Annotated in this window: 26 protein-coding genes and 1 other RNA gene; 26 read left to right on the top strand and 1 reads right to left on the bottom strand. The window is 31.0% G+C overall.

Annotated features, from left to right (window positions below; translation table 11 throughout):
• Window positions 1-184: transposase family protein (locus C4R78_RS09355; protein WP_146057674.1), on the bottom strand; the 184-nt coding region annotated here is incomplete at its 3' end.
• A gap of 213 nt (window positions 185-397) precedes the next feature.
• On the opposite strand from C4R78_RS09355, the gene C4R78_RS06680 reads away from it, so the two are divergent.
• The 26 genes from C4R78_RS06680 (at window position 398) to C4R78_RS06555 (ending at window position 24716) form a co-directional block, all read left to right on the top strand.
• Window positions 398-979: a hypothetical protein gene (locus tag C4R78_RS06680; RefSeq protein WP_103896309.1), complete on the top strand. Its 582-nt coding sequence runs from the start codon at window positions 398-400 to the stop codon at window positions 977-979.
• 73 nt (window positions 980-1052) lie between these two features.
• Entirely contained in the window at window positions 1053-1547 is a 495-nt protein-coding gene (gene ruvC, locus C4R78_RS06675) for a crossover junction endodeoxyribonuclease RuvC (protein ID WP_103896308.1), read from the top strand.
• 9 nt (window positions 1548-1556) lie between these two features.
• A complete protein-coding gene (ruvA, locus tag C4R78_RS06670) occupies window positions 1557-2141 on the top strand; it encodes a Holliday junction branch migration protein RuvA (RefSeq protein ID WP_103896307.1) in 585 nt (194 codons plus the stop codon).
• Between the two features lie 9 nt (window positions 2142-2150).
• Window positions 2151-3164 carry a Holliday junction branch migration DNA helicase RuvB gene (ruvB, locus tag C4R78_RS06665; protein WP_103896306.1) on the top strand — a complete coding sequence of 338 codons (1014 nt, stop codon included), beginning with the start codon at window positions 2151-2153 and terminating at the stop codon, window positions 3162-3164.
• Window positions 3154-4179 (top strand): tRNA preQ1(34) S-adenosylmethionine ribosyltransferase-isomerase QueA, encoded by a 1026-nt coding sequence (queA, locus tag C4R78_RS06660; RefSeq protein ID WP_103896305.1) that lies wholly within the window; start codon window positions 3154-3156, stop codon window positions 4177-4179. Before ruvB ends, queA begins: the two co-directional genes overlap by 11 nt.
• Window positions 4180-4189: 10 nt before the next feature.
• Entirely contained in the window at window positions 4190-5314 is a 1125-nt protein-coding gene (tgt, locus tag C4R78_RS06655) for a tRNA guanosine(34) transglycosylase Tgt (RefSeq protein ID WP_103896304.1), read from the top strand.
• Window positions 5315-5360: 46 nt separating this feature from the next.
• Complete coding sequence (locus tag C4R78_RS06650; protein WP_103896303.1) at window positions 5361-5759, top strand: TIGR04086 family membrane protein; 399 nt, start codon at window positions 5361-5363, stop codon at window positions 5757-5759.
• Window positions 5760-5842: 83 nt separating this feature from the next.
• The gene (scfA, locus tag C4R78_RS06645; protein WP_103896302.1) at window positions 5843-5983 is read left to right on the top strand and encodes a six-cysteine ranthipeptide SCIFF; all 141 of its coding nucleotides are present in this window, start codon (window positions 5843-5845) and stop codon (window positions 5981-5983) included.
• A gap of 53 nt (window positions 5984-6036) precedes the next feature.
• On the top strand, window positions 6037-7401 hold the full coding sequence (gene scfB, locus C4R78_RS06640) for a thioether cross-link-forming SCIFF peptide maturase (RefSeq protein WP_103896301.1): 1365 nt from the start codon (window positions 6037-6039) through the stop codon (window positions 7399-7401).
• A 64-nt stretch (window positions 7402-7465) separates the two neighbouring features.
• Entirely contained in the window at window positions 7466-8698 is a 1233-nt protein-coding gene (gene secD / locus C4R78_RS06635) for a protein translocase subunit SecD (protein WP_103896300.1), read from the top strand.
• Window positions 8699-8712: 14 nt separating this feature from the next.
• Window positions 8713-9579, top strand: a complete 867-nt coding sequence (gene secF / locus C4R78_RS06630; protein ID WP_103896299.1) for a protein translocase subunit SecF — start codon at window positions 8713-8715, stop codon at window positions 9577-9579.
• A gap of 101 nt (window positions 9580-9680) precedes the next feature.
• On the top strand, window positions 9681-12044 hold the full coding sequence (recJ, locus tag C4R78_RS06625; protein ID WP_103896298.1) for a single-stranded-DNA-specific exonuclease RecJ: 2364 nt from the start codon (window positions 9681-9683) through the stop codon (window positions 12042-12044).
• A 2-nt stretch (window positions 12045-12046) separates the two neighbouring features.
• The gene (locus C4R78_RS06620; protein WP_103896297.1) at window positions 12047-12565 is read left to right on the top strand and encodes an adenine phosphoribosyltransferase; all 519 of its coding nucleotides are present in this window, start codon (window positions 12047-12049) and stop codon (window positions 12563-12565) included.
• A gap of 105 nt (window positions 12566-12670) precedes the next feature.
• A complete protein-coding gene (locus tag C4R78_RS06615) occupies window positions 12671-14818 on the top strand; it encodes a RelA/SpoT family protein (RefSeq protein WP_103896296.1) in 2148 nt (715 codons plus the stop codon).
• Window positions 14819-14828: 10 nt separating this feature from the next.
• Window positions 14829-15278 (top strand): D-aminoacyl-tRNA deacylase, encoded by a 450-nt coding sequence (dtd, locus tag C4R78_RS06610; RefSeq protein WP_103896295.1) that lies wholly within the window; start codon window positions 14829-14831, stop codon window positions 15276-15278.
• A 9-nt stretch (window positions 15279-15287) separates the two neighbouring features.
• A complete protein-coding gene (locus tag C4R78_RS06605; protein WP_103896294.1) occupies window positions 15288-15908 on the top strand; it encodes an MBL fold metallo-hydrolase in 621 nt (206 codons plus the stop codon).
• Between the two features lie 53 nt (window positions 15909-15961).
• Window positions 15962-16147, top strand: coding sequence for a hypothetical protein (locus tag C4R78_RS06600; RefSeq protein ID WP_103896293.1), 186 nt, complete (start codon window positions 15962-15964; stop codon window positions 16145-16147).
• Window positions 16148-16159: 12 nt separating this feature from the next.
• A complete protein-coding gene (gene hemZ / locus C4R78_RS06595; protein ID WP_103896292.1) occupies window positions 16160-17578 on the top strand; it encodes a coproporphyrinogen dehydrogenase HemZ in 1419 nt (472 codons plus the stop codon).
• Between the two features lie 90 nt (window positions 17579-17668).
• On the top strand, window positions 17669-18928 hold the full coding sequence (gene hisS, locus C4R78_RS06590) for a histidine--tRNA ligase (protein WP_103896291.1): 1260 nt from the start codon (window positions 17669-17671) through the stop codon (window positions 18926-18928).
• A 10-nt stretch (window positions 18929-18938) separates the two neighbouring features.
• Entirely contained in the window at window positions 18939-20732 is a 1794-nt protein-coding gene (gene aspS, locus C4R78_RS06585; protein WP_103896290.1) for an aspartate--tRNA ligase, read from the top strand.
• A gap of 53 nt (window positions 20733-20785) precedes the next feature.
• Window positions 20786-20967: non-coding RNA, 6S RNA (gene ssrS, locus C4R78_RS06580), on the top strand.
• Window positions 20968-20984: 17 nt separating this feature from the next.
• Complete coding sequence (locus C4R78_RS06575) at window positions 20985-21701, top strand: tRNA threonylcarbamoyladenosine dehydratase (protein WP_103896289.1); 717 nt, start codon at window positions 20985-20987, stop codon at window positions 21699-21701.
• A gap of 70 nt (window positions 21702-21771) precedes the next feature.
• A complete protein-coding gene (locus tag C4R78_RS06570; RefSeq protein WP_103896288.1) occupies window positions 21772-22266 on the top strand; it encodes a YajQ family cyclic di-GMP-binding protein in 495 nt (164 codons plus the stop codon).
• A 12-nt stretch (window positions 22267-22278) separates the two neighbouring features.
• The gene (locus C4R78_RS06565; RefSeq protein ID WP_103896287.1) at window positions 22279-22551 is read left to right on the top strand and encodes a metal-sensitive transcriptional regulator; all 273 of its coding nucleotides are present in this window, start codon (window positions 22279-22281) and stop codon (window positions 22549-22551) included.
• Window positions 22552-22671: 120 nt separating this feature from the next.
• Entirely contained in the window at window positions 22672-23904 is a 1233-nt protein-coding gene (gene glyA / locus C4R78_RS06560) for a serine hydroxymethyltransferase (RefSeq protein ID WP_103896286.1), read from the top strand.
• A 62-nt stretch (window positions 23905-23966) separates the two neighbouring features.
• On the top strand, window positions 23967-24716 hold the full coding sequence (locus C4R78_RS06555; protein ID WP_103896285.1) for a patatin-like phospholipase family protein: 750 nt from the start codon (window positions 23967-23969) through the stop codon (window positions 24714-24716).
• The last annotated feature ends 28 nt before the right edge of the window (window positions 24717-24744 follow it).

Here is a 24744-nt window from a genome sequence, read left to right as displayed (position 1 = left end):
CGTCTTTAATTTTTTGGGTTCTGTAGTCATGGACTTTAGAAGTAGTAGAGCCACAAGAAGGGCAAACATGAGATTTTTTTTTAGTTTCAACATGAAATTCAACGAAATCATCACCATTTACAATATTTTTTACGAAAACATCTTTTAAATTAAGCAAATTATTGATAAAATTATTCCTAAGCACTTTATCAGATGCCTCCTTTCAAAATATTTTGTGGGTTAATTATATTTTAGCAAAGCTGGCATCTGAATAAAGTGCTTTTTTGTATTTAAAGAAAAAATGTTGAGGTTTATTTACCACCCCAACATTTATTATAGAACCTTAAGGAATGTAGCTTTATTTTTTGAATAATTTTAAGTAAAATGGTAATACTATCCTCATGAAAGGAGGATAGTTATGAAAAGGATTGTGGGAATAGCCTTTGCACTTGTTTTATCTTTAGCAACAAGTTTTTTAGCAGGGTATTATACAACCTTAAAGTATGTTGAAAGGAACAAAGATATTTTGCAAGAAAAGGCAATTGAAGATGAGCTTATTGAAAATACCGCAAAACTTCCTGATTTAAACATAATTGGACCTTCGACGGAAATAGTATTAAGGGAAAGATATTTAAAGGGTGTTGAGTATAATAGGGATATAATTGAAAAAGCTTCCTCTGAAGTTGTTGGGATGAATAAAACTCAAGCAGAAGAATATTTCAAAAGCAAGGGATATACTGTGATTGATTTTAGCAATAAAAGGGTTTTAGCTGTAAAGGATATATTAGATGAATGGCCAAAAGGATGTTATGTTGTAAAAGAACAAGACGGTTTTGTTGCAATTTTTCAAGTAGATAAAAGCGGAGAGCTTAAACTTGTAAAACTTACAGACCTTAATGTAGAAGATTTGCCTGATGGTGACAAAGAAGAAGTTAAAAAGGGTAAAATATTCGAATCTCTAGAAGATGCTATGGAGCTTATTGAAGAATATACATCATAGTCCATGCCAAAGCCTTGCATGGACTTTTTTGTTGTTATAAAATATCATTATCAAGTTTAGGAAGGTGATTTGGTTGCTTATTTTAGGAATTGACCCAGGTATTGCTATTGTTGGATATGGATTTGTTGAGTATATAAACAATAAATTTAAAGTAATTCATTATGGAGCTATTTATACTACTCCTAAAAATACAATGCCTGAAAGGTTAGAAATAATATTTAATAAATTAGACGATTTAATAAAAACCTTTAAACCAGATGCTGTAGCCTTTGAGGAACTTTTTTTTAACATGAATGCAAAAACAGCTATAACTGTTGGACAGGCAAGAGGGGTAGCAATACTTTGCGCTCAAAGAAACAAATTAAATATTTTTGAATATACTCCTTTGCAAGTAAAACAAGCAGTGGTTGGATATGGTAGAGCAGATAAAAAACAAATTCAGCAAATGGTAAAAATACTTCTTAATTTAAGTGAAATTCCAAAACCAGACGATGTTGCAGATGCTTTAGCTATTGCTATATGTCATGCTCATTCTAGTCAATTTAAAGATATGTTTAGAATAAAATGAGGTGGTTTTGTGTTTGGTTACATTAAAGGAGTTATAACATGCGTTTTTGATGATTATGCTATTATAGAAAATAATGGAATAGGATATATTGTTTTTATGCCTTTAAGAGACCTTAATTTATTAAAGGAGAAGAATAATGTTTTAGTATACACATATTTTCATGTAAGGGAGGATAATATTTCTTTATATGGGTTTTTAGATAGGGAATCTTTAAACATTTTTAAAATGCTTATTAGTGTTTCAGGAGTAGGTCCCAAAGCAGCTTTATCTTTATTATCTAACATAACGCCTCAAGAATTTATCTTAGCCGTTGTATCAAAAGATGATAAAACTTTAAGCAAAGCGCAAGGAGTTGGAAAAAAACTTGCTCAAAGAATAATTTTAGAACTTAAGGATAAATTTAAAGATTATGACTTTGAAACAGAAACTGAGGCTAGAGTTGAAATTGATGAAGATATTAAAAAGGAAGCTATTGCGGCGTTGATGAGTTTAGGATATACTAAACAGGAAGCCATAGATGCTGTAAAGAATGTTAAAGCTAATAATGTTGAGGATTATATAAAATGTGCCCTTAAATTTTTAATGAAGGGTTAGGTGTAATATATGGAGGATAGAATTATAAGTTCTAATTTAAAAACAGAAGATATAGAGTTAGAAGGAAGTTTAAGGCCTAAAACTTTTAGCGAATATATAGGCCAAGAAAAGGTTAAGGAAAGGCTTTCTATATTTATTCAAGCTGCTAAAAGTAGGGGAGAAGCTTTAGATCATGTTCTTTTATATGGTCCTCCCGGGCTTGGTAAGACTACACTTGCAAGTATAATAGCAAATGAGATGGGGTCAGGACTTAGAATAACGTCAGGGCCTGCGATAGAAAGACCCGGTGATCTTGCTGCTATACTTACAAATTTAGGAGACAGGGATGTTCTTTTTATCGATGAAATTCATAGATTAAACAGGAGCGTTGAAGAAATACTTTATCCTGCAATGGAGGATTTTTGTTTGGATATAATAATAGGTAAAGGACCTTCTGCAAGGTCTATAAGAATTGATCTTCCAAGGTTTACTTTAATAGGTGCAACAACAAGGGCAGGGATGTTAACATCTCCTTTGAGGGATAGATTTGGAGTTGTAACAAGGCTTGAACTTTATAGCGTTGATGAACTTAAGCTTATAGTAAAACGTTCTGCAGCAATATTAAATGTAGAAATAGATGATCTAGGAGCACTTGAAATAGCAAGACGCTCAAGGGGAACTCCAAGAATTGCTAACAGATTGCTAAAACGAGTAAGGGATTATGCGCAGGTTAAAGGAAATGGTTTTATTGACATGGATACCGCAAGCAAAGCTTTAGATCTTTTGGATATTGATAAGTTAGGGCTTGATCATACAGATAGAAAAATTCTTGAAACTATAATAATAAAATTTGGTGGAGGACCTGTTGGAATAGATACTCTAGCTTATGCTATTGGCGAGGAAGCTGAAACCATAGAAGATGTTTACGAACCGTATCTTTTACAAATTGGGTTTATAAGCAGAACTCATCGAGGAAGAATTGCAACAAGGCTTGCCTATGAACATTTAGGAATAAAATTAGGAGGGTTTGAAGTTGAAGGTTAAAGATTTTTATTTTGATTTACCACAAGAGCTTATAGCTCAAAAGCCTTTAGAACAAAGAGATATGTCTAGACTTATGATTCTTGATAAAACGACAGGAGATATAGAACATAGAATATTTAAAGATATAGTAGAATACTTAAATCCTGGAGATTGCTTAGTTTTAAATAACAGCAGGGTTATACCTGCAAGACTTTTTGGAGTTAAAAAAAATACTTTAGCAAAGGTTGAGTTTGTCCTTTTAAAGAGAATAGACAAAGATAAATGGGAGACTTTAGTAAAACCAGGTAAAAAGGCTAAAATAGGAACTAGATTTGTCTTTGGAAATGGTGAGTTGGAATGCACTATTTTAGAAAATACTGATTACGGTGGTAGAGTTGTTGAGTTTCATTATGATGGAATTTTTGAAAATGTTTTAGATAAGTTAGGAGAGATGCCCCTTCCACCTTATATAAAAGAAAAGCTTGATGATAAGGAAAGATATCAAACGGTTTACTCAAAGGTTGAAGGTTCAGCAGCAGCTCCAACAGCAGGTCTTCATTTTACAAATGAGCTTCTTGAAAAAATAAAACAAAAAGGAGTAAAAATAGCCTTTTTAACTTTACACGTTGGGCTTGGAACTTTTAGGCCTGTTAAGGTAGAAAACGTCGAAGAACACAAGATGCATGCAGAATTTTATAATATTGATGAGCAGAATGCTCAAATAATAAATCAAACTAAAAAAGAAGGGAAAAGGGTTATAGCAGTTGGAACTACATCCTGTAGAACTCTTGAGACAGTTGCTGATGCGAATGGATATGTAAAGGCAAGTTCAGGATGGACAGATATATTTATCTATCCAGGTTATAAATTTAAGATTATTGATGGCCTTATTACTAACTTTCATCTTCCTGAGTCAACTTTGATTATGCTTGTTAGTGCGTTTGCAGGAAGAGAAAATATAATGAGGGCGTATAATATAGCTGTAAAGGAAAAATATAGGTTTTTCAGTTTCGGAGATGCTATGTTTATAAAATAGGAGGTAGATTATGTCAGCAATAAGATTTGAGCTTTTAAAAGTTTGTAAGCAGTCAGGAGCAAGGCTTGGGAAACTTCATACCCCTCATGGAACTATTGATACTCCAATTTTTATGCCTGTAGGAACACAGGCTACTGTTAAAGCTATGACTCCTGAAGAACTTAAAGAAATAGGAGCTCAAATAATATTGAGTAATACATATCATCTTTATTTAAGACCTGGAGAAAAACTAATTGAAAAAGCAGGTGGACTTCATAATTTTATGCATTGGGATAGGGCTATTTTAACAGATAGCGGAGGTTTTCAAGTTTTTAGTTTAAGTGATTTAAGGGATATTACAGAAGAAGGAGTAACTTTTAAGTCCCATATAGACGGTTCAAAGCATTTTATATCTCCAGAAAAGGCTATAGAAATTGAAAATGCTCTTGGTGCAGATATTATAATGGCATTTGATGAGTGCACACCCTATGAGGCAGACTATGACTATACTAAAAATTCAATGGAAAGGACTTTAAGATGGGCAGAAAGGTGTTTAAAGGCTCATAGAAAGCCAGAGAAACAGGCTTTATTTGGAATAGTTCAAGGAGGTATGTTTAAAGATCTAAGGCAAGAGAGTGCAAGGCAAACAGTAAAGATGGATTTTCCAGGCTATGCAGTTGGTGGGTTAAGCATTGGTGAGCCAAAGGAAATTATGTATCAAGTTCTTGAATGGACTGTTCCTCTTTTACCTGAAAATAAACCAAGATATTTAATGGGAGTTGGAAGCCCTGATGCTCTTTTAGAGGGAGTTATAAGAGGAATAGATATGTTTGACTGTGTTCTTCCTACAAGAATAGCTAGAAATGGTACAGTTTTTACAAGCAAGGGTAAACTTGTTGTAAGAAATGCAGAATATGCAGAGGATTTTAGACCTTTAGATGATGAATGTGATTGTTATGCATGCAAAAATTATTCAAGGGCTTATATAAGACACTTATTTAAAGCCAAAGAAATACTTGCTGCAAGGCTTGCAACAATTCATAACTTAAGATTTTTACTAAGGCTTATGGAGGATATAAGAAGGGCTATTATGGAAGATAGCTTATTAGACTTTAAGGAAGAGTTTTTTAGAAAATATGGATATACAAAGGAGTAATAATTGAAAAGCCCACCTCATAAGTATTTATTAAGGGGGTGGGCTTATGTCAAAAATGGACAAACAAAAGTTACAAAATTTTATGTTGGTTTATGCAAAAGCAATTTTAAGGGGAGTAATATTAGCTTTAGTTCTAATTTTAATTTTAACTGCTGTTGCTTATTTTGCTCAAATAAACGAATCTTATTATAAGACTATAACTTGGATAATAACAATAGTTTCAATTTGTTATGCAGCAATTTATGGAGCTTTAAAAATAGGCAAAAGAGGATTTTTACATGGTGCTATTATAGGTGCTTTATTTATTTTAGTTATGTTTTTAGCTGCATATTTAGTTGATAAAGGTACAGTTAATTTTAGAAGTTATATCATTTTATTTATAACTTCTTTAATAATAGGAGTTTTATCGGGAATGATAGGTATGGTATTAAAAGGGAATGAATAATACTTGAACTTGACAGTTATCGTTGGTATAATTAACATGGTAGGCTTATCTTTGGAAATTTGTAATTTAAAGGAGGAGTTAATATGAAGCACGTTAAGACAATAAACGTTGGTACACTTAAAGCTAGTGTAGTTAAGCCAGGATGTAAAGAGTGTGCAAATTCATGTCAATCAGCTTGCAAGACTTCAGCAACAGTAGCAAATTTACCATGTGAACATAACTAATGGAGCAGTAACTTTAAAGTTACTGCTTTTAAATTTACAAAGGAGGTATAAAATTGAAGATTCATAAATATAAACTATTTGGAAAAAACATAGTTATAGATGTAAATAGTGGAGCAATTCATGTAGTTGATGATGTAGTTTATGATTGTTTAGATTATTATGAAAACAAAAGTAAGGATGAAATAATAGAAATTTTATCAAATAAATATTCTAATGAAGAAGTTGTAGAAGCATTGGAAGAAATAGATTATTTAGTAAAAGAAAAAATGCTTTATACTGAGGATATTTATAAGGATATGGTAATTAATGATAATAGCCCTTCTTTTATAAAGGCTATGTGTTTAAATATTGCCCATGATTGCAACTTAAAATGTAAATACTGTTTTGCTTCAGAAGGAAGTTATGAAGGAAAGAGAAGTCTCATGAGTGCAGAGGTTGGTAAAAAGGCTATAGATTTTATTATAAAGAATTCTGGATATAGACATAATATAGAGATAGATTTATTTGGCGGAGAACCTTTGATGAATTTTGAAGTTATAAAAGAAATAATTGAATATGCTAAATCAGAAGAAAAAAAGCATGGCAAAAATATAAGATTTACAATAACAACAAATGCTACACTTCTTAATGATGAAATAATAGATTATATTGATAAAAATATGGGAAATGTTGTTTTAAGCATAGATGGTAGAAAAGAAGTAAACGATAAAATAAGAATAAGATATGATGGTTCAGGAACATTTGATTCTATACTGCCTAAAATAAAAAAGATGGTAGATAAGAGGGATAAAAACAAACAATATTATGTAAGGGGAACTTTTACCCATGAGAATTTAGATTTTTATAATGATGTTGCATTTTTAGCAGATCAAGGATTTAAAGAGATTTCAATAGAACCTGTTGTGTTAGAGGAGGATAATCCTCTATCAATTAAAAAAGAAGATTTGCCAGTAATTTTTGAGCAGTATGAAAAAATTGCAATGGAAATAATTGAAAGAAAAAAACAAGGAAACGAGTTTAAATTTTATCACTTTAATATAGATATAAATGGAGGACCTTGTATATATAAAAGGATATCAGGATGTGGAGCAGGATATGAATATGTTGCAGTAACTCCAGAGGGAGATATATATCCTTGTCATCAATTTGTTGGAAAAGAGGAGTTTAAGTTAGGAAATGTATTTGAAGGGAAAATAGATGAAAAGTTATCTAATCAATTTAAAAATGCCCATATTTATAACAAACCAAAGTGTATGGAATGCTGGGCAAGGTTCTATTGTAGTGGAGGATGTCAAGCAAATAATTATTCTTTTAATGGGGATATTCACAAACCATATGAGATTGGTTGTGAAATGATGAAAAAAAGAATAGAATGTGCAATTGCAATAAAAGTTTTTGAGGCTATGCAGGATTTTTAGCTGATATGTAGAATATGATAAATGTAGTATTTGGTGTTTACAAAAGATACAAAGGGGGATTATTATGAAAACTAGAGATAGAATTAAATTTATTTTAAGTGTTTTTTTAATTTTTTTTGTTTCATATGTTTTGCTTTTTGGAATTGTAGTTGGGGATTATCAAGTAAAGCCCTTAAGTAAAGTAGTTAAGCTAGGGCTTGACTTAAAGGGTGGGGTTTATGTAGAAGAAGAAATAGTGGATAAAAATGTTAGTAAAGATACAGTAGAAAGAACAAGGGATTTAATAGAGCTTAGAGTAAACTCACTAGGGGTTAGTGAACCTGTTGTTGCAATAACAGGAAGCAATAGAATTAGGGTTGAAATCCCAGGAATTTATGATCCTAAAGCAGCCCTTGAACAAATAGGAAGAACAGGAAAATTAAGATTTGTTGGGCCAAACAATGATGAAATTTTGACAGGTAAGGATGTCAAAGATGCTGTTGTTAGTGTTGATCAAAGGACTAATGCTCCTGTTGTTCAGCTTAAGTTAAATCAGGAGGGAGCTAAAAAGTTTGCAGAAGCTACAAAAAAATACTTAGGAAAACAAATAGCTATATATATGGATGATGAGCTTATTTCAGCTCCAACGGTTAGGGATGTTATTCCAAATGGTGAGGCTATAATTACAGGAAGTAGAAATGTTGAGGAAGCTAAAAGACTGGCGGGAATTATAAAATCTGGTGCTCTTCCTGTTAAGCTTTATCCTGCTACAATAAGGGCTATTGGTCCTTCCCTTGGAGCAGAGGCTATTCCTACTAGTTTAAAGGCTGCAACAATCGGAATTATTTTAGTTATGTTATTTATGCTTGTTTATTATAAAATTCCTGGATTTATAGCAGATCTTGCGCTTATTGTTTATATGATTATTACAGCATTAATATTTACTGTTGTATTAAAGACTACTTTAACGTTGCCTGGAATTGCAGGGCTTTTACTTTCAATAGGTATGGCAGTTGATGCAAATGTTCTTATTTTTGAAAGAATAAAAGAAGAGTTAAGGCTTGGAAAGTCTTTAAGGACAGCTATAGATGCAGGTTTTAAGAGGGCATTTAGTTCAATACTTGACTCAAATATAACTACCTTAATTGCTGGATTTGTATTATATTTTGTTGGGACAGGTGCAGTAAAAGGTTTTGCCCTCACCCTAATAATAGGAGTTTTATCAAGTATGTTTACAGCTATAACTGTAACAAGATTCTTATTAAAATCTTTTGTTAATTCAGGCTGGATAACAAACAGCAAGTTCTATGGAGCATAGGGGGAGGGATATACATGGAAAGAGTATTTAAAATAGTTGAAAGAAAAAAAATATGGTTTTCAATATCTCTTATAATAATTATGATTGGTATGATAACATGGATGTTTAAAGGGTTAAATTTAGGTATAGATTTTAAAGGTGGAACGGTTATAACTATAAAAATAGGTAAGCCTTTTGATGTTGTTGAGCTTAGAAAATACTTAGAAAAATATGATCCTCAAATTGATGTGAGGGAAATTGAAGGGCATGAGGTTACTATAAGAAGCAATAAAATTACAACAAATGAAGTTAATCAAATATTTAATGATGCAAAAAGAAAATATGGTTTAAAAGATGATGCATTGCGTTCTGTAGATACAATAGGGCCAACTATAGGAAAAGAGCTAAGAAGAAGTGCTTTAATTTCAAATTTGCTAGCAACTTTAGGAATACTTATTTATGTTTCTTTAAGATTTGAATTATGGTCAGGGGTTGCAGCTATAATAGCCTTAATTCATGACCTTTTGATAACTTTATCAGTTTATGCCGTTTTACAAATTCCAGTAAATTCAAGTTTTATTGCGGCGATGCTAACTATATTAGGTTATTCTATAAATGATACGATAGTTGTGTTTGATAGAATAAGAGAAAATAGTAAACTTGGAAAATACGATGATTTTGAAACACTTATAAATGCAAGTATTACTCAAACCTTATCAAGGTCTATAAATACTGTTTTAACAACTTTATTTACTATAACTGCAATATATATATTAGGTGTTCCTTCTATAAAGGAATTTGCTCTTCCATTAATTATAGGTATAATAAGCGGAGCATATTCATCAATATTTATAGCAAGTCCTCTTTGGAGTATATTTGAAAAAAGATATAAAAGAGTTTAAAAGAGTTAGCTTTTGCTAGCTCTTTTTTTGTTGAAAAATTAAAGGATTTTATATATAATATCCTTGTTTTCTGTATTACATGTCTGTTGAGGAGACTGGATATGAAAAGGTGGAAAATCAAGGATAGAAGCTGTGATATTTTTGTTCATGAAAATAGTTTGATAAATGCTTTACTTATATCAAGAGGTATTACTACAAAGGAAAAGGTCAATGCCTTTTTAAATCCTAGTTTGGAGCAGCTTTATGATCCATTGCTTCTAAAGGATATGGATAAAGCAGTAAAAAGAATAGATGAGGCTATTAAAAAGAGGGAAAAAATTTATATATATGGAGATTATGATGTAGATGGTATCACAAGTACAGCTATATTATATAGAGCTTTTAAAAGGTTAGGAGTGGATGTAAGTTTTTATATACCTGATAGAGTAAATGAAGGATATGGTATTAATAAGGATGCTATAGACCACATTCATTCTCTTGCTGTTGATTTAATTATAACTGTTGATAGTGGAATTACGGCTGTTGAAGAAATTGAATATGCAAAATCATTAGGGCTTGATGTTATAGTGACTGATCATCATGAGTGTAAAAGTATAATACCAAATACGATAGCAATAAATCCTAAAAGACATGATTGTAGTTATCCGTTTAAAGGACTTGCAGGGTGTGGCGTTGCTTTTAAGTTAGTTCAAGCTTTGTTTAATTATTATAATATAAAAGGATATGAAGAATTTTTAGATCTTGTGGCAATTGGAACAATTGCAGATATTGTAGATATAGTTGATGAAAATAGAATTTTAGTTAAATATGGTCTTGATATGATTTTAAACAGTGATAAGGTAGGAATAAAGGCTATAAAACAGATTGCTGGAATTAAAGATACAATTTCAACTTACAATGTTGCTTTTCAAATTGCTCCAAGGCTTAATGCTGCAGGAAGGCTTAGTGATGCTAAAATTGCTGTTGAACTTTTTATAACAAATGATGAAGAAAAAGCTTTACAAATAGCAAAATATTTAGATTTAGAAAATAGAAAAAGACAAAAGATAGAGCAGGATATATTACAAGAATGTATGGATATGATTTCAAATGAGGTTGACTTAAAACATGATAGGGTTATTGTTTTATCTTCCCCTAATTGGCATGTTGGTGTTGTTGGAATAGTTGCATCAAGGATAGTTGAAAAGTTTAGAAGACCTACAATTTTGTTTTGTGAGGAAGGAGAGTTTTTAAGGGGATCAGGAAGAAGTATAGAGGGATTTAATCTATTTGAAAATCTTGTGGCCTGTTCAAATCTTTTAGAAAAATTTGGAGGTCATGAGCTTGCAGCAGGAATGACTCTTAAAAAAGGAAATTTGGTTGAGTTTAAAAATAAATTAAATGCCCTAGCAAAAATGGTTGATAGCAAATATTTTACTGAATGTATAGATATAGATTTAGAAGTTGATCCTCAAGAAGTGACAATTCAAACGGCAGAAATTTTAAATTTATTTGAACCCTACGGGGTAGGAAATAAGGAACCTACTTTTGTGCTTAAAAATGCACGGGTTATATCTAAAAAACCAATAGGAAGTCAAGGACAATTTATAAAATTTATGGTAGAAAAAGATAATAAAGTTTTTGAATGTATAGATTTTACTAAAGATAATGATTTTTTAAATAAAGATTGGGAATATGTTGATATAGCCTTTAATTTTAATATTAATGAATGGAATGGAACAAAGATTTTACAGCTTAATGTAAAGGATATTAAGCCAGTCATAGATCATAACTTAGGTAATTTTAGAAAAAATTATTTTAAATACTTAAAGGATGTAATTTGTATTAATAATATTAAATCTTTTAATTTAAGCAATGTTAAGTTTATTAAAAAGGATATTGATTTTTTAAGGGAGTTTATACATTTTAAAAAGGGGATTATTTTATTTAATGATATAAATTCTTTAGATGAACTTAAAATTTATGCTGATTTCTTAGAATTTAGTCTTTATAAAGCTTTTTGTGATGCTCAATTTGTTTTATTTCCTAAAGTAAAGGATATGAATTTAGAGAAGAAATATATTTTAATATATGATTATCTTTTAAATGTTGATGATTATGTTTATTTGGATAATAAAAATGCTACTGTTTTTCACTTTGTAGATGGTAATTTAATAAAAAGATTAAAGAATTTTAAAGAATATGTGGTATTTAATGAAAACAAAACTATTAAGTTTATAGAAGAGTTAAGGTATAATGAAATTATTGGGACGCTTAATGATATAGCAGAAAGATTTGAGTTTAATGTTTTTATGCTTTATAGGCTTTTAATACACCTTAAAAAGAAAGGTATTATAAATATATATAAAAATGGTAATGTAATTAAAATTATTTTATTAAACGAATATAAAACAATTGAAGATGATTTAGAAAATAATTTTAACAGCATAATTAATTTTTTAGAAAATAAAACTAGGGAGGTATAAAAATGGATTTAAAGGAAAAAATAAGAGTAATAGAAGATTTTCCTAAAAAGGGCATAAGCTTTAAGGACATAACAACTGTTTTAAAGGATGGAGAAGGATTTAAGTATATTATAGATAAAATAGTTGAAAAAGTTAAGGATAAAGAGATAGATTTAGTTGTTGGTCCTGAGGCTAGAGGTTTTGTCCTTGGTGCACCTGTTGCTTATGCTTTAGGAGTTGGTTTTGTTCCTATAAGAAAACCTGGAAAACTTCCAGCAGATACTTTAAGATATGAATATTCACTAGAGTATGGAAATGATGCGCTTGAAATTCATAAAGACGCTATAATTCCAGGACAAAGGGTTTTAATAGTGGATGACCTTCTAGCAACAGGGGGAACAATTTCAGCTGTTGCAAAGCTTGTTGAGGAACTTGGAGGAGTTGTTGCTTCTATGGGGTTTGTAGTTGAACTTACTGGTTTAAAAGGAAGAGAAAAGCTTAAAGGGTATGATGTGTTTTCATTAGTTCAATATGAATTTTAATATTGTCGAAAAAATTTGCAAAATGGAGGCATTTAATATATAATATATTAAAAACATGGCTGGTTTTTAACCAGCCATAAATTTTACAATGGAAAGAGGGCTATTATGTTACAGAGGCTTTTAGACAAGATTAAGGAGAACAACCTAGATGTAGATATTGAAATGGTAAAAAAAGCATATCACGTAGCCGAAAAGGCACATGAAGGTCAAGTTAGAGAATCAGGGGATCCGTATATTTTACATCCTGTTGAGGTTGCTCTTATACTTATAGAAATGGGTCTTGATACTGATACTATTTGCGCTGCCCTCTTACATGATGTTGTTGAAGATACCCATTTAAGTTATGATGATTTAAAAAGAGAATTTAATGAAAGTATTGCAGAATTAGTTGATGGGGTTACAAAGCTTGGTAAAATAGAATATAAGTCTAAAGAAGAACAACAGGCGGAAAACATAAGAAAAGTTTTGATTGCAATGGCAAAAGATATAAGAGTTATTCTTATAAAGCTTGCAGATAGACTTCATAATATGAGAACTTTAAAGTATTTGCCCCCTGAAAAACAAAAAGCAAAGGCTCAAGAAACATTGGATATATATGCGCCTTTAGCCCATAGACTTGGTATTTATAAGATAAAGTGGGAACTTGAGGACCTTGCTTTAAGATATTTACATCCAGAAGAGTATTATGATCTTGTTGCCAAAGTTCAAAAGAAAAGGATAGAAAGGGAAAAAGAGATAAATGAAATAATAAATATTTTAAAGGAAAAGCTAGAACAGGCAGGGATTAGGGCGGATATAGAAGGAAGACCTAAGCATTTTTATAGTATTTATAGAAAAATGCATTATAAAAATAAAACTTTTGACCAAATCTTTGACCTTTTGGCTGTTAGGATTATAGTTGATACTGTAAAGGATTGTTATGCTACTTTAGGGATTGTTCATACTCTTTGGAAGCCAATACCTGGTAGATTTAAAGATTATATAGCTATGCCAAAACCAAATATGTATCAATCTCTTCATTCTACGGTTATTGGACCTAATGGACAGCCTTTTGAAATTCAGATTAGGACATGGGAAATGCATAGAACAGCTGAGTATGGTATTGCTGCTCATTGGAAGTATAAAGAAGGAATTAATAATAAAAACCTTGATATAGATGAAAAACTTCAATGGTTAAGACAAATTTTAGAGCTTCAAAAGGAAGCAAAAGATGCCAAAGAGTTTATGGAAAACGTTAAAATAGATCTTTTTTCGGACGAAGTTTTTGTGTTTACACCAAAGGGGGCTGTAATAAACCTTCCTGTAGATTCTACGCCTATTGATTTTGCTTATAAAATTCATACAGACATAGGAAATAAGTGCATCGGAGCTAAAGTTAATGGTAGAATGGTACCACTTGATTATAAATTAAAAACAGGTGATATTGTAGAGATAATAACTTCAACTAATTCAAAGGGACCAAGTAGAGATTGGCTAAATATTGTAAAAAGTTCTCAGGCCAAAAGTAAGATAAAGCAGTGGTTTAAAAGAACCTTTAAAGAAGAAAACATAGAAAAGGGACAGGAAAGTTTTGAAAAGGAAGCTAAAAGGCAGGGGCTTAATGTAAATGAACTATTAAAGCATGAATACGTAGAGACTGTTTTAAAGAAATTTAATTTTACTAACTTAGAGGATCTTTATTCAGCAATAGGAAATGGAGCTTTAACTGTTCATCAGGTTATAAATAAATTTAAAGAAGAACTTAAAAAGGAAGAACCTAAAATAGTTGAAGAAAAAGATAAAAAAGAAAAGAAGACTGAAATTAAAAAACCTGGTATTGTAGTAGAAGGGGAAAAGAATTTATTTGTAAGGTTTGCAAAGTGCTGTAATCCAGTTCCTGGAGATGAAATTATTGGATTTATCACAAGGGGAAGAGGAATTTCAATTCATAGAAAGGACTGCAGTAATTTTAAGTATCTTTCTAAGGAGGAACCAGATAGGGTTGTGGAAGCTAGCTGGACGGGAGAGCATAATGCAACTTTCTTAGCAGAGATATTCATTGAGGCAAATGATAGACATGGGCTTATTACTGATATATCTAGCATTCTTACAAGTTCTAAACTTCCGATTAAGGCTATTAATGCAAGAACAAAAAATAATTTGGCTTTAATTAATTTAACGGTTGAAGTTACAAGCGTTGAACAGATACAAAAACTAATAAAAGATTTTAGAAAAATAAACGGAGTAATTGACGTTTACAGAAATCTAAGCTAGGGGTGAATATATGAGAGCAGTTGTTCAAAGGGTAAAAAGAGCATCTGTTATGGTAGAGGATAGGTTAGTAGGAAAGATAGATGATGGTATTTTAGTTTTGCTTGGAGTTGAAGATAGCGATACTTTAGATGATGTAAAATATATGGCTGATAAAGTTTGCAATTTGAGAATATTTGAAGATGAAAATGGAAAAATGAATTTATCCTTAATAGATGTTAAGGGATCTTTGCTTGTAGTTTCACAGTTTACCCTCTATGGAGATTGCAGAAAAGGAAGAAGGCCTAATTTTATGATGGCAGCAAAGCCTGAACATGCAGAAAAGATGTATAACGAGTTTATTAAAGAATGTAAAAGGTATATTGATAATGTTCAAACCGGTCAATTTCAAGCTTATATGCAAGTTGAGCTTATAAATGATGGGCCTGTCACATTGCTTATTGACAGTAAGAAAAACTTTTGAGGTGATGATATGATATTTGAAGTTTTTACTTTAGGTTATTTTCAAGCCAACTGTTATATAGTAGGAGATGAAAAGACTAAGGAATGTGCCATCATAGATCCTGGCGGAACTCCAGATAAAGTTTTAAAAAGATGTGAGGAATTGGGACTTTGTGTTAAATACATTTTACTTACCCATGGTCATGGAGATCATATAGCAGGAGTTGAAAAGATAAAAGAAAAAACAGATGCTAAAGTATTGATGAGCAAAGAAGATGAGTATTTAGTTAACGGAGGTACACAAGAGCTTCTTCCTATTTTTAGGAATATAAAACCTTTTATACCTGATGAATTTATCAGTGAAAAAGATAAAGTTAAAATAGGAAGTATTGAAGTAGAGGTTATAGAAACTCCAGGACATACTCCTGGAAGCTTAACTTTTAAAATAGGTGATATTTTAATAACAGGAGATACCTTGTTTCAAGGGTCAATAGGAAGAACAGATTTTCCAAAAGGGTCTTATGATGATATAATAAATTCTATTAAGAATAAGCTTTTAATTTTTGAGGACAATGTAAAAGTTTTTCCAGGTCATGGCCCCTCAACTACAATTGGAAAAGAAAAGAGATTTAACCCTTTTTTGAATGAATAAAGTTGTTTTGGGCATACTAGAAGGAGAAGTATGCCTAAAGAGGGGGGAGTTTTATGAAAAAGAAAAATTATAAAAGTAGATTTTTAGATTATGAGAATCCTTTATTGGACGATATTGATTATGATGCTTATATGGAATTATTAAGCAGTGGCCTTAAGGATAGTGAAATTGCAAGGGAATTGAATATAACAGAAGAAGAATTAAAACTTTTAAAGGATAGAATAAGAAAGGATTTGTAAGGGGAGAAATATGTGAAGATAGGGTTAAAAGGACATGATTTTAGATATGAAGTTTTTCATATAGTATCTTTATATATTCCAAAGGAAGAAATAGAATTTGTAGAGGATAATTGCGATTTGGAAGTTGTGTATGATGAAAATAATGGCAGTGTTTTGTGTAGATATAAAGATTTTATTAAAGAGTATAAATTAAAATCCAATGATAAAAAAGAATTAAAAAACGCAATAAAAAAGGTTGTTTTAAAGTTATTTGAAAATATCACCGGAGTGTCTATGCTTTGGGGAATACTTGTTGGTATAAGGCCTACAAAGATAGTTCATGATGCTTTAAGTAAAGGCTTTTCAGAAGATGAGATTAAAAATATGCTCGTAGAAGAATATCTAGTATCAAGTGAAAAGGCAGAACTTGTTTTGGAGGTTGCTAAAAATGAATCAAAGTATTTAAAGCCACCTTCAAAATCTGTAGGATTATATATTGGCATACCATTTTGCCCTACAAGATGTTCTTATTGTTCTTTTACTTCAAATCCTTATTATGGAAATAAACAAGTTTCAGATTATCTTTTGGCTTTAAAAAAGGAATTTTATTCAATTGTAAATTTCTTAAATGAGAATAAAGTAAAAATTGATACCCTTTATATAGGGGGAGGAACACCTACTTCATTAAATGAATATGAATTAGAGGATTTTTTATCTTGGATTAATGAACTTATTTGTGTTAATGATTTAAGGGAGTTTACAGTTGAGGCAGGAAGGCCTGACTCTTTGAATAGGAAAAAATTAAACATATTAAAAAAGAATTTTGTTTCTAGAATAAGCATAAATCCTCAGTCTATGAATCAAGAAACTTTAAACTTAATAGGGAGAAAACACAGTGTTGATGATGTTGTGGAAAAATTTTATGTTGCAAGGGAATGTGGTTTTGATAACATAAATATGGATATTATAATAGGACTACCAAATGAGAATGAAGAGCATATAAAAAAGACAATGAAAAAAATAGCAGATTTAAATCCTGATAGTATAACAATTCATACAATGGCAATAAAAAGAGCTTCTATTTTAAATGAAAAAATGTTTAAGGGAGATAAAGATACAGCTAATAAAATGTATGATATAGCTACAAAATATGTAAGGTATATGGGAATGAGGCCCTATTATATGTATAGGCAAAAAAATATGGTAAGCCCCCTTGAAAATATAGGGTATAGTTATTTTGGGAAAGAATGCATTTATAATATACAAATGATATCAGAATCAACTACTGTTGTTGCCTTAGGGGCTGATGCAGTAACTAAAATAATTTATGAAGATAGCGGAAGAATAGAAAGAGTAGCAAACCTTAAAGATATTAAAGAATATATTAATAGAATTGATGAACAAATAAATAAAAAACTAAAAAAGTTAATTGACAGCCCTTTAACTTATTGATAATATTTACTTAAAAGTGAAAAATTCCGTCCCTTAGAAGGGGCGGTTTTTGTTTATAATATAGCCTACTATGAAAAGGGAGGTTAAATGATGCTAACTCAAGCACCTAAGGGAACTAAGGATGTTCTTCCAAAGGAGTCATATAAATGGCATTACATTGAAGGTGAAATTAGAAAAATTTGTTTTGAATTTGGATATCATGAAATGAGAACTCCTACCTTTGAACATACTGAACTTATATTGAGGGGAGTTGGAGAAACTACAGATATAGTTCAAAAGGAAATGTATACATTCAACGATAAAGCAGGAAGAAGTATAACTTTAAAACCTGAAGGAACTGCTCCTGCTGTTAGGGCTTTTATTGAACATGGACTTCATTTTGATACTCAACCTACAAAACTTTACTATATAACTCCTGTATTTAGATATGAAAATGTGCAAGCAGGAAGACTAAGAGAACATCATCAATTTGGAGTAGAGTTATTTGGCTCTCCTTCTCCTTCTGCTGATGCTGAAGTTATTTCTCTTGCTATGACCTTCTTAAAAAGGCTTGGGCTTGATAATCTAAAGGTTAATATAAATAACATAGGCTGTCAAGAATGTAGAAAAAATTACAATGAGGCTTTAAAGAATTATTTAAAAGATAATTATGATAAACTTTGTGATGTTTGTAAGGATAGATTTGAAAGAAATACGCTAAGAATACTTGATTGCAAGGAAAAGACTTGTCAAGCAATAGTTAAAGATGCTCCAGTTATAACTGATTATGTATGTGAAAATTGCAAAAATCATTTTGAGGGATTAAAACATGAGCTTGATATTTTAAATATTCCCTATGAGGTTGACCCACATATTGTAAGAGGTCTTGATTATTATACTCAAACTGTATTTGAAATAATTACAAGTAGCATAAAGGAAAATCTAACTATATGTGGTGGTGGAAGGTATAATAATTTAATAAAAGAAATAGGCGGTCCTGATATGCCTGCTGTTGGTTTTGGACTAGGAATTGAAAGATTGATTTTAACGTTAGAAGCAAGAGGAATTGAAATACCAAAGCCAAAGGGAGTATTATTATATGTTGCAACTATAGGTGATAAAGCTAAGGATGAAGCCTCAAAGATAGTTTTTGATTTAAGAAATAAGGGAATACCCTGTGAAAGGGACCTTATGAATAAATCTTTAAAAGCTCAAATGAAATATGCCAATAAAATAGGTGCAAAATATGTAATTGTTCTTGGAGATGAAGAGATTGATAGTAATAAAGCAAGGCTTAAGGAAATGGAAACAGGAAAAGAAGAGGATATAGTTTTAAGCGATCTTTATAAGATACTTTTACAAAGGGTTTAGGAGGGGTAATATGGCTGAAAGTTTAAAAGGATTAAAAAGAACCCATATGTGTGGGGAACTTAGAGAATGTCATGTTGGTCAGCAGGTTATTCTTATGGGATGGGTTCAAAAAAGAAGAGACCTTGGGGGACTTGTGTTTGTTGACCTTAGGGATAGAACAGGAATTGTTCAAATTGTTTTTGGTGATGAAATAAATAAAGAGGCATTTGAAAAGGCACAGCTTTTAAGAAGCGAATATGTTATTGCAGTTGTTGGGGAGGTTGTTTTAAGGGAATCACCAAATCCTAATATTCCTACAGGATATATAGAAGTAAAAGGAAAAGAACTTAGGATTTTTTCAGAGTCTGAAACTCCACCTATATACATAAAAGAAAATTTAGATGCGTCAGAAGCAGTTAGATTAAAATATAGGTATTTAGATCTTAGAAGACCTGATTTACAAAGAAATATAATGATAAGACATAAAGCTGCTAAGGTTGTTAGAGATTTTATGGATGAGAATGGATTTTTAGAAATTGAAACTCCTATGCTTACAAAAAGTACTCCAGAAGGAGCAAGGGATTATTTAGTTCCAAGTCGTAATTTCCCAGGAAAATTTTATGCTTTACCTCAATCACCACAAATTTTTAAGCAGCTTTTAATGGTTTCAGGTTTTGATAGATATTTTCAAATAGTAAGATGTTTTAGAGATGAGGATTTAAGAGCTAATAGGCAGCCTGAGTTTACACAAATAGATATTGAAATGTCATTTGTTGATGTTGATGATGTTATAGAGTTAAATGAGAGACTTATCCAAAGACTTTTTAAAGAAATACTAAATGTAGATATTCCTATACCTTTCCCAAGGATTACCTATAAAGAGGCTATGGAAAGATTTGGTTCAGATAAACCAGATATAAGATTTGGATTAGAGCTTGTTGACATAAGCGATATTGTAAAGGATAGTAACTTTAAAGTATTTAAGGATGCTGTGGCAAATGGTGGAACAGTAAGGGGAATAAATGCTAAAGGTTGTGCAAACTTTTCAAGAAAGGAAATAGACAAATTAGAAGAAATTGCTAAAACTTATGGTGCTAAAGGACTTGCTTGGATTGCTTTTAAGGAAAATGAAGTAAAATCTCCTATTGCAAAATTTTTATCAGAAGAAGAATTGAATATGATTAAATCTAAAATGCAGGTAGAAGTAGGAGATTTACTTTTAATAGTTGCTGATAAACCTAAGGTTGTGTTTGCTTCCCTTGGGGCATTAAGGCTTGATCTTGGTAAAAAGTTAAATCTTATTGGACCTTGTAATAAAGATTTTAAGTTTGTTTGGGTTGTAGAGTTTCCTTTACTTGAATATGATGAAGAAGAAGGAAGATATGTTGCAATGCACCATCCGTTTACAAGTCCTATGGATGAGGACATAGATCTTTTAGAAACAGATCCTGATAAAGTTAGGGCAAAGGCATATGATTTAGTTTTAAATGGAGAGGAAATAGGTGGAGGAAGCATTAGAATTCATGATACAAAACTTCAAGAGAGAATGTTTAAAGCTTTAGGCCTTACTATGGATAAGGCTTATGAAAAATTTGGTTTTCTTCTTGAAGCCTTTAAATACGGGCCTCCTCCACATGGCGGATTAGCTTTTGGATTTGATAGAATAGTTATGTTCTTAACAGGAACGGATAACATTAAAGATGTTATAGCTTTCCCTAAGAACCAAAATGCAGTATGTCCTTTAACTAGTGCGCCATCAACAGTTGATGAAAAGCAATTAGATGAACTTGGAATTTCTGTAATAGAAAAAAAGAAGAGCCTTTAATTACAATTTAGATTGCTATTGATATTTTAAAAAAAAGGTGTTATATTATATAAAAAAGCCTGCCGTATTCGTCAGGATGGATTATGTATTGAGCCAACACCCATGAAAAGGGAGCCTGGACTCCTCATGTGGAATGTAGGCCTACCTTGAGTAGGAAACAAGAAGCATGGGGGAGGGCACCCACCTGCAGAGAAGCAGGTTCAATCATTCCATCCAGCGGTACGGTGGGTTTTTATATGTAAGGAGGTTTATATGCTAGGGCCATTTTCAAGAACAGAGCTTTTAATAGGTAAAGAAGGTATTGATATATTAAATAAGAGTACAGTAGCAGTATTTGGAATAGGTGGTGTAGGTTCGTTTACCGTTGAAGCTTTAGCTCGTTCAGGAGTTGGAAAGTTAATTTTAATTGATGGTGATGATATTTGTATAACTAATTTAAATAGGCAAATACATGCAACTTATAATACTATTGGAAAACCAAAAGTTTATGTTATGGCAGAAAGAATAAAGGAAATTAATCCAAATGCACAAGTTATTCCTATTAAAGAGTTTGTAAATAAAGATAATATACATAAATTTTTTAATGAAAAAATTGATTATGTGGTAGATGCTATAGATACTATATCATCAAAGATTGAACTTATTGTAAAGTGTAATGAGCTTAAAATACCTATTATAAGTAGTATGGGAGCTGGAAATAAACTTGATCCTACAAAATTTGAGGTTGAAGATATATATAAAACAAGTGTTTGCCCTTTAGCAAAGGTTATGAGGCATGAGCTAAAAAAAATGGGAATAAAAAAATTAAAAGTTGTTTATTCTAAGGAGCCGCCAATAAGACCATTACCATCAGAAGAGGCTTCTTTTAAAAGGCATATTCCTGGAAGCATAGCCTTTGTTCCTTCTGTGGCAGGACTTATTATAGCAGGAGAGGTAATTAAGGATTTGGTTTTTGGAAAAAATAAATAAAAGTAATTGAGTAAATTTAAATTTTATTATATCATATATTTTGAAAGTTTTTTTACATAAGGAGGTAACTATGGCAGGAACATATTCTTTTGATATAGTTTCAAAGCCTGATCTTCAGGAAATAGATAATGCAATAAATCAAGCCTTAAAGGAAATATCCCAAAGATATGATTTTAAAGGAATTATTGCTGAGATTGAGTTTAATAAAAAGGATGAAATAAAAATTCATGCTCAGGATGAATTTAAACTAAAAAGCATTATTGAAATTTTAAAAGCTAAGATGGTTAAAAGAGGAGTGTCACCTAAATTTTTAGATGAAGGAAAGGTTGAAGCAGCAACGTCAGGAACAGTAAGACAGGTTATAAAGATAAAAAATGGAATTTCAAAAGAAAAGGCTAAGGAGATTGTTCAAGAGATTAAAAACATGAAATTAAAAGTTCAAGCACAAATTATGGATGATATAATAAGAGTTTCAGGAAAAAGCAAAGATGATTTACAAGCAGTTATTCATAATTTAAGGAGTAAGGATTTTGGAATAGAGTTACAGTTTACAAATTATAGGTAAGGTGGGGTAGGTATGGTTGAATGTTGTTCTAAAGAGGATATAATAAAAAGACTAAGAAGGATAGAAGGACAGGTAAAAGGAATTCAAAAGATGGTAGAAAAAGGTGAAGATTGTTCGGATATTTTAATTCAAATTGCAGCGGTTAGAGCAGCGATAAATAAGGTTGGAGGATTAATATTAGAGAATTATTCAAAGTCTTGTATATTAAAGGCAGCAAAACAAGAATTAGATAATGAAAAAGAAATTCAAGATCTTATAGATGTAATATTAAAGTTTATGAAGTAAATCTCCTGCTTACAGTGGGAGATTTTTCTTTATTTAAAAGTTTCAAAGATATTTACTAATTAGTTTATTAAATTTATAATAAAATTAGGAATATTTTTCAAATTGAAAGGGTGTGTTATGATGAGTCTTGAAAATCTTAAAAAAGTTGATCCTGAGGTTTATGAATACATACTAAAAGAGATGGAAAGACAAAACAACCATATTGAACTTATAGCATCAGAAAATTTTACAAGTAAGGCTGTCATGGAAGCCCAAGGTTCACAGCTTACAAATAAATATGCGGAAGGTTATCCTGGAAAAAGATACTACGGTGGATGTGAATATGTTGATTTTATAGAAGATATTGCAAGGGAAAGATTAAAAAAATTATTTGGTGCTGAACATGCTAATGTTCAACCCCATTCAGGTTCACAAGCTAATATGGCAGTTTATATGGCAGTTTTAGAACCAGGTGATAAGGTTCTTGGTATGAGTTTATCTTGTGGGGGACATTTAACTCATGGAAGTCCTGTAAACTTTTCAGGAAAGCTTTTTAACTTTGTATCCTATGGAGTAAATGAAGAAGGATTTATAGATTATGACGAACTTAGAAAGATTGCATTACAAGAAAGACCCAAAATGATAGTTTCAGGAGCAAGTGCTTATCCAAGAATTATAGATTTTAAAAGGATAAGGGAAATATGTGATGAAGTTGGAGCCTATATGATGGTAGATATGGCTCATATTGCAGGTCTTGTTGCAGCAGGATTACACCCTAATCCTGTTGAATATGCGGATTTTGTTACAACAACTACCCATAAAACCTTAAGAGGCCCAAGGGGTGGAGCAATCCTTTGTAAAGAACAATATGCAAAACTTATAGATAAGACCATATTCCCTGGAATTCAAGGAGGTCCTTTGGAACACGTTATTGCAGCAAAGGCGGTATGTTTTAAGGAGGCAATGAGTGAAGAATTTAAAGAGTACCAAAGAAAAGTTGTAGAAAATGCAAAGATTTTAGCAAACGCATTGATAGATAGGGGATTTAAGCTTGTTTCAGGAGGAACGGATAATCATCTAATGCTTGTAGATTTAAGAAATAAGCATATTACAGGAAAGGATGCAGAGCTGCTTTTAGATAAGGTTGGAATTACAGTTAATAAAAATACTATACCATTTGATCCAGAAGGTCCCCTTGTAACAAGTGGAATAAGGATAGGAACTCCAGCAGTTACAACAAGAGGATTTGGTAAGGAAGAGATGATTGAAGTTGCGGATATTATAAATTGGGTTATAGAGAATAGAGATACAGATTTAAAAGAAGCAAAACAAAGAGTTAAAGCCCTTGTTGAAAAATTCCCGCTTTACAAATAACCCACAAAGGATAAAGCCTTTGTGGGTTTACTTTAAATTTTTGACATAAGGGGTTGTTAATCATGCAATATGGTCTATGTTTAACTGGTGGTGGTGCAAAGGGAGCTTTTCAAGCAGGAATTATAAAGTACCTTAAAGAAAAAGATATTAATATCAAGATTATAACAGGAACTTCTATTGGTGCTATAAATGCATATTTTATGATGAAAAATCAATATGAAAAACTTTATGAATTTTGGAATAATATGGATGGAAAAAAGTATGCTTCTTATTTAGATAAAGTTGTGGATAATTCCAAAATCATAGATGAACTTTATAAATTAGAAGGAGAAGATAAAAAAATAGAGAAGGTTTATGTAAATTATGTATTTGTTAAAAAGAGTAGTTTACATGAAGTTATTGTTGATATAAAGAATAAATCACAGGCTGAGGCTTTGGAATGTGTAAAAGCAAGTTCGCTTTTGCCTTTTAGTAAAGATGTTGAAAAGTTTGATACTAAGATATTATTTGAAAAATTTAAAAATGATGTTTCTTTAGGATTATACGATGGATTTAAATTAGATGGTGGTATATTAAACAATTGTCTTTTGGAGCCTTTTAAAAAACATAAAGTTGATAAAATAATAATAATTGGTCTTAAAAGTACTTTTGAAGTTCCAGAGGATATTTATAATTATTACAAAAAAGAAGATTTGATTGTTTTTAAGCCTTGTTTTAATACAAATCCTGAAGATACTATAAAGTTTGAAAAGGACTTTTGTTGCGATTTATTTAAAAAGGGATATGATATTGCATTAAAAAAAGGGGTTTAACCCTTTTTTATTTTAAAATAAATTAGAG

The sequence above is a fragment of the Caloramator fervidus genome, from assembly GCF_900108045.1.
Taxonomy (GTDB): Bacteria; Bacillota; Clostridia; order Clostridiales; family Caloramatoraceae; genus Caloramator; species Caloramator fervidus.
Note: the sequence above shows the minus strand (reverse complement) of the source record. Positions and strands in the feature narration are given on the sequence as shown.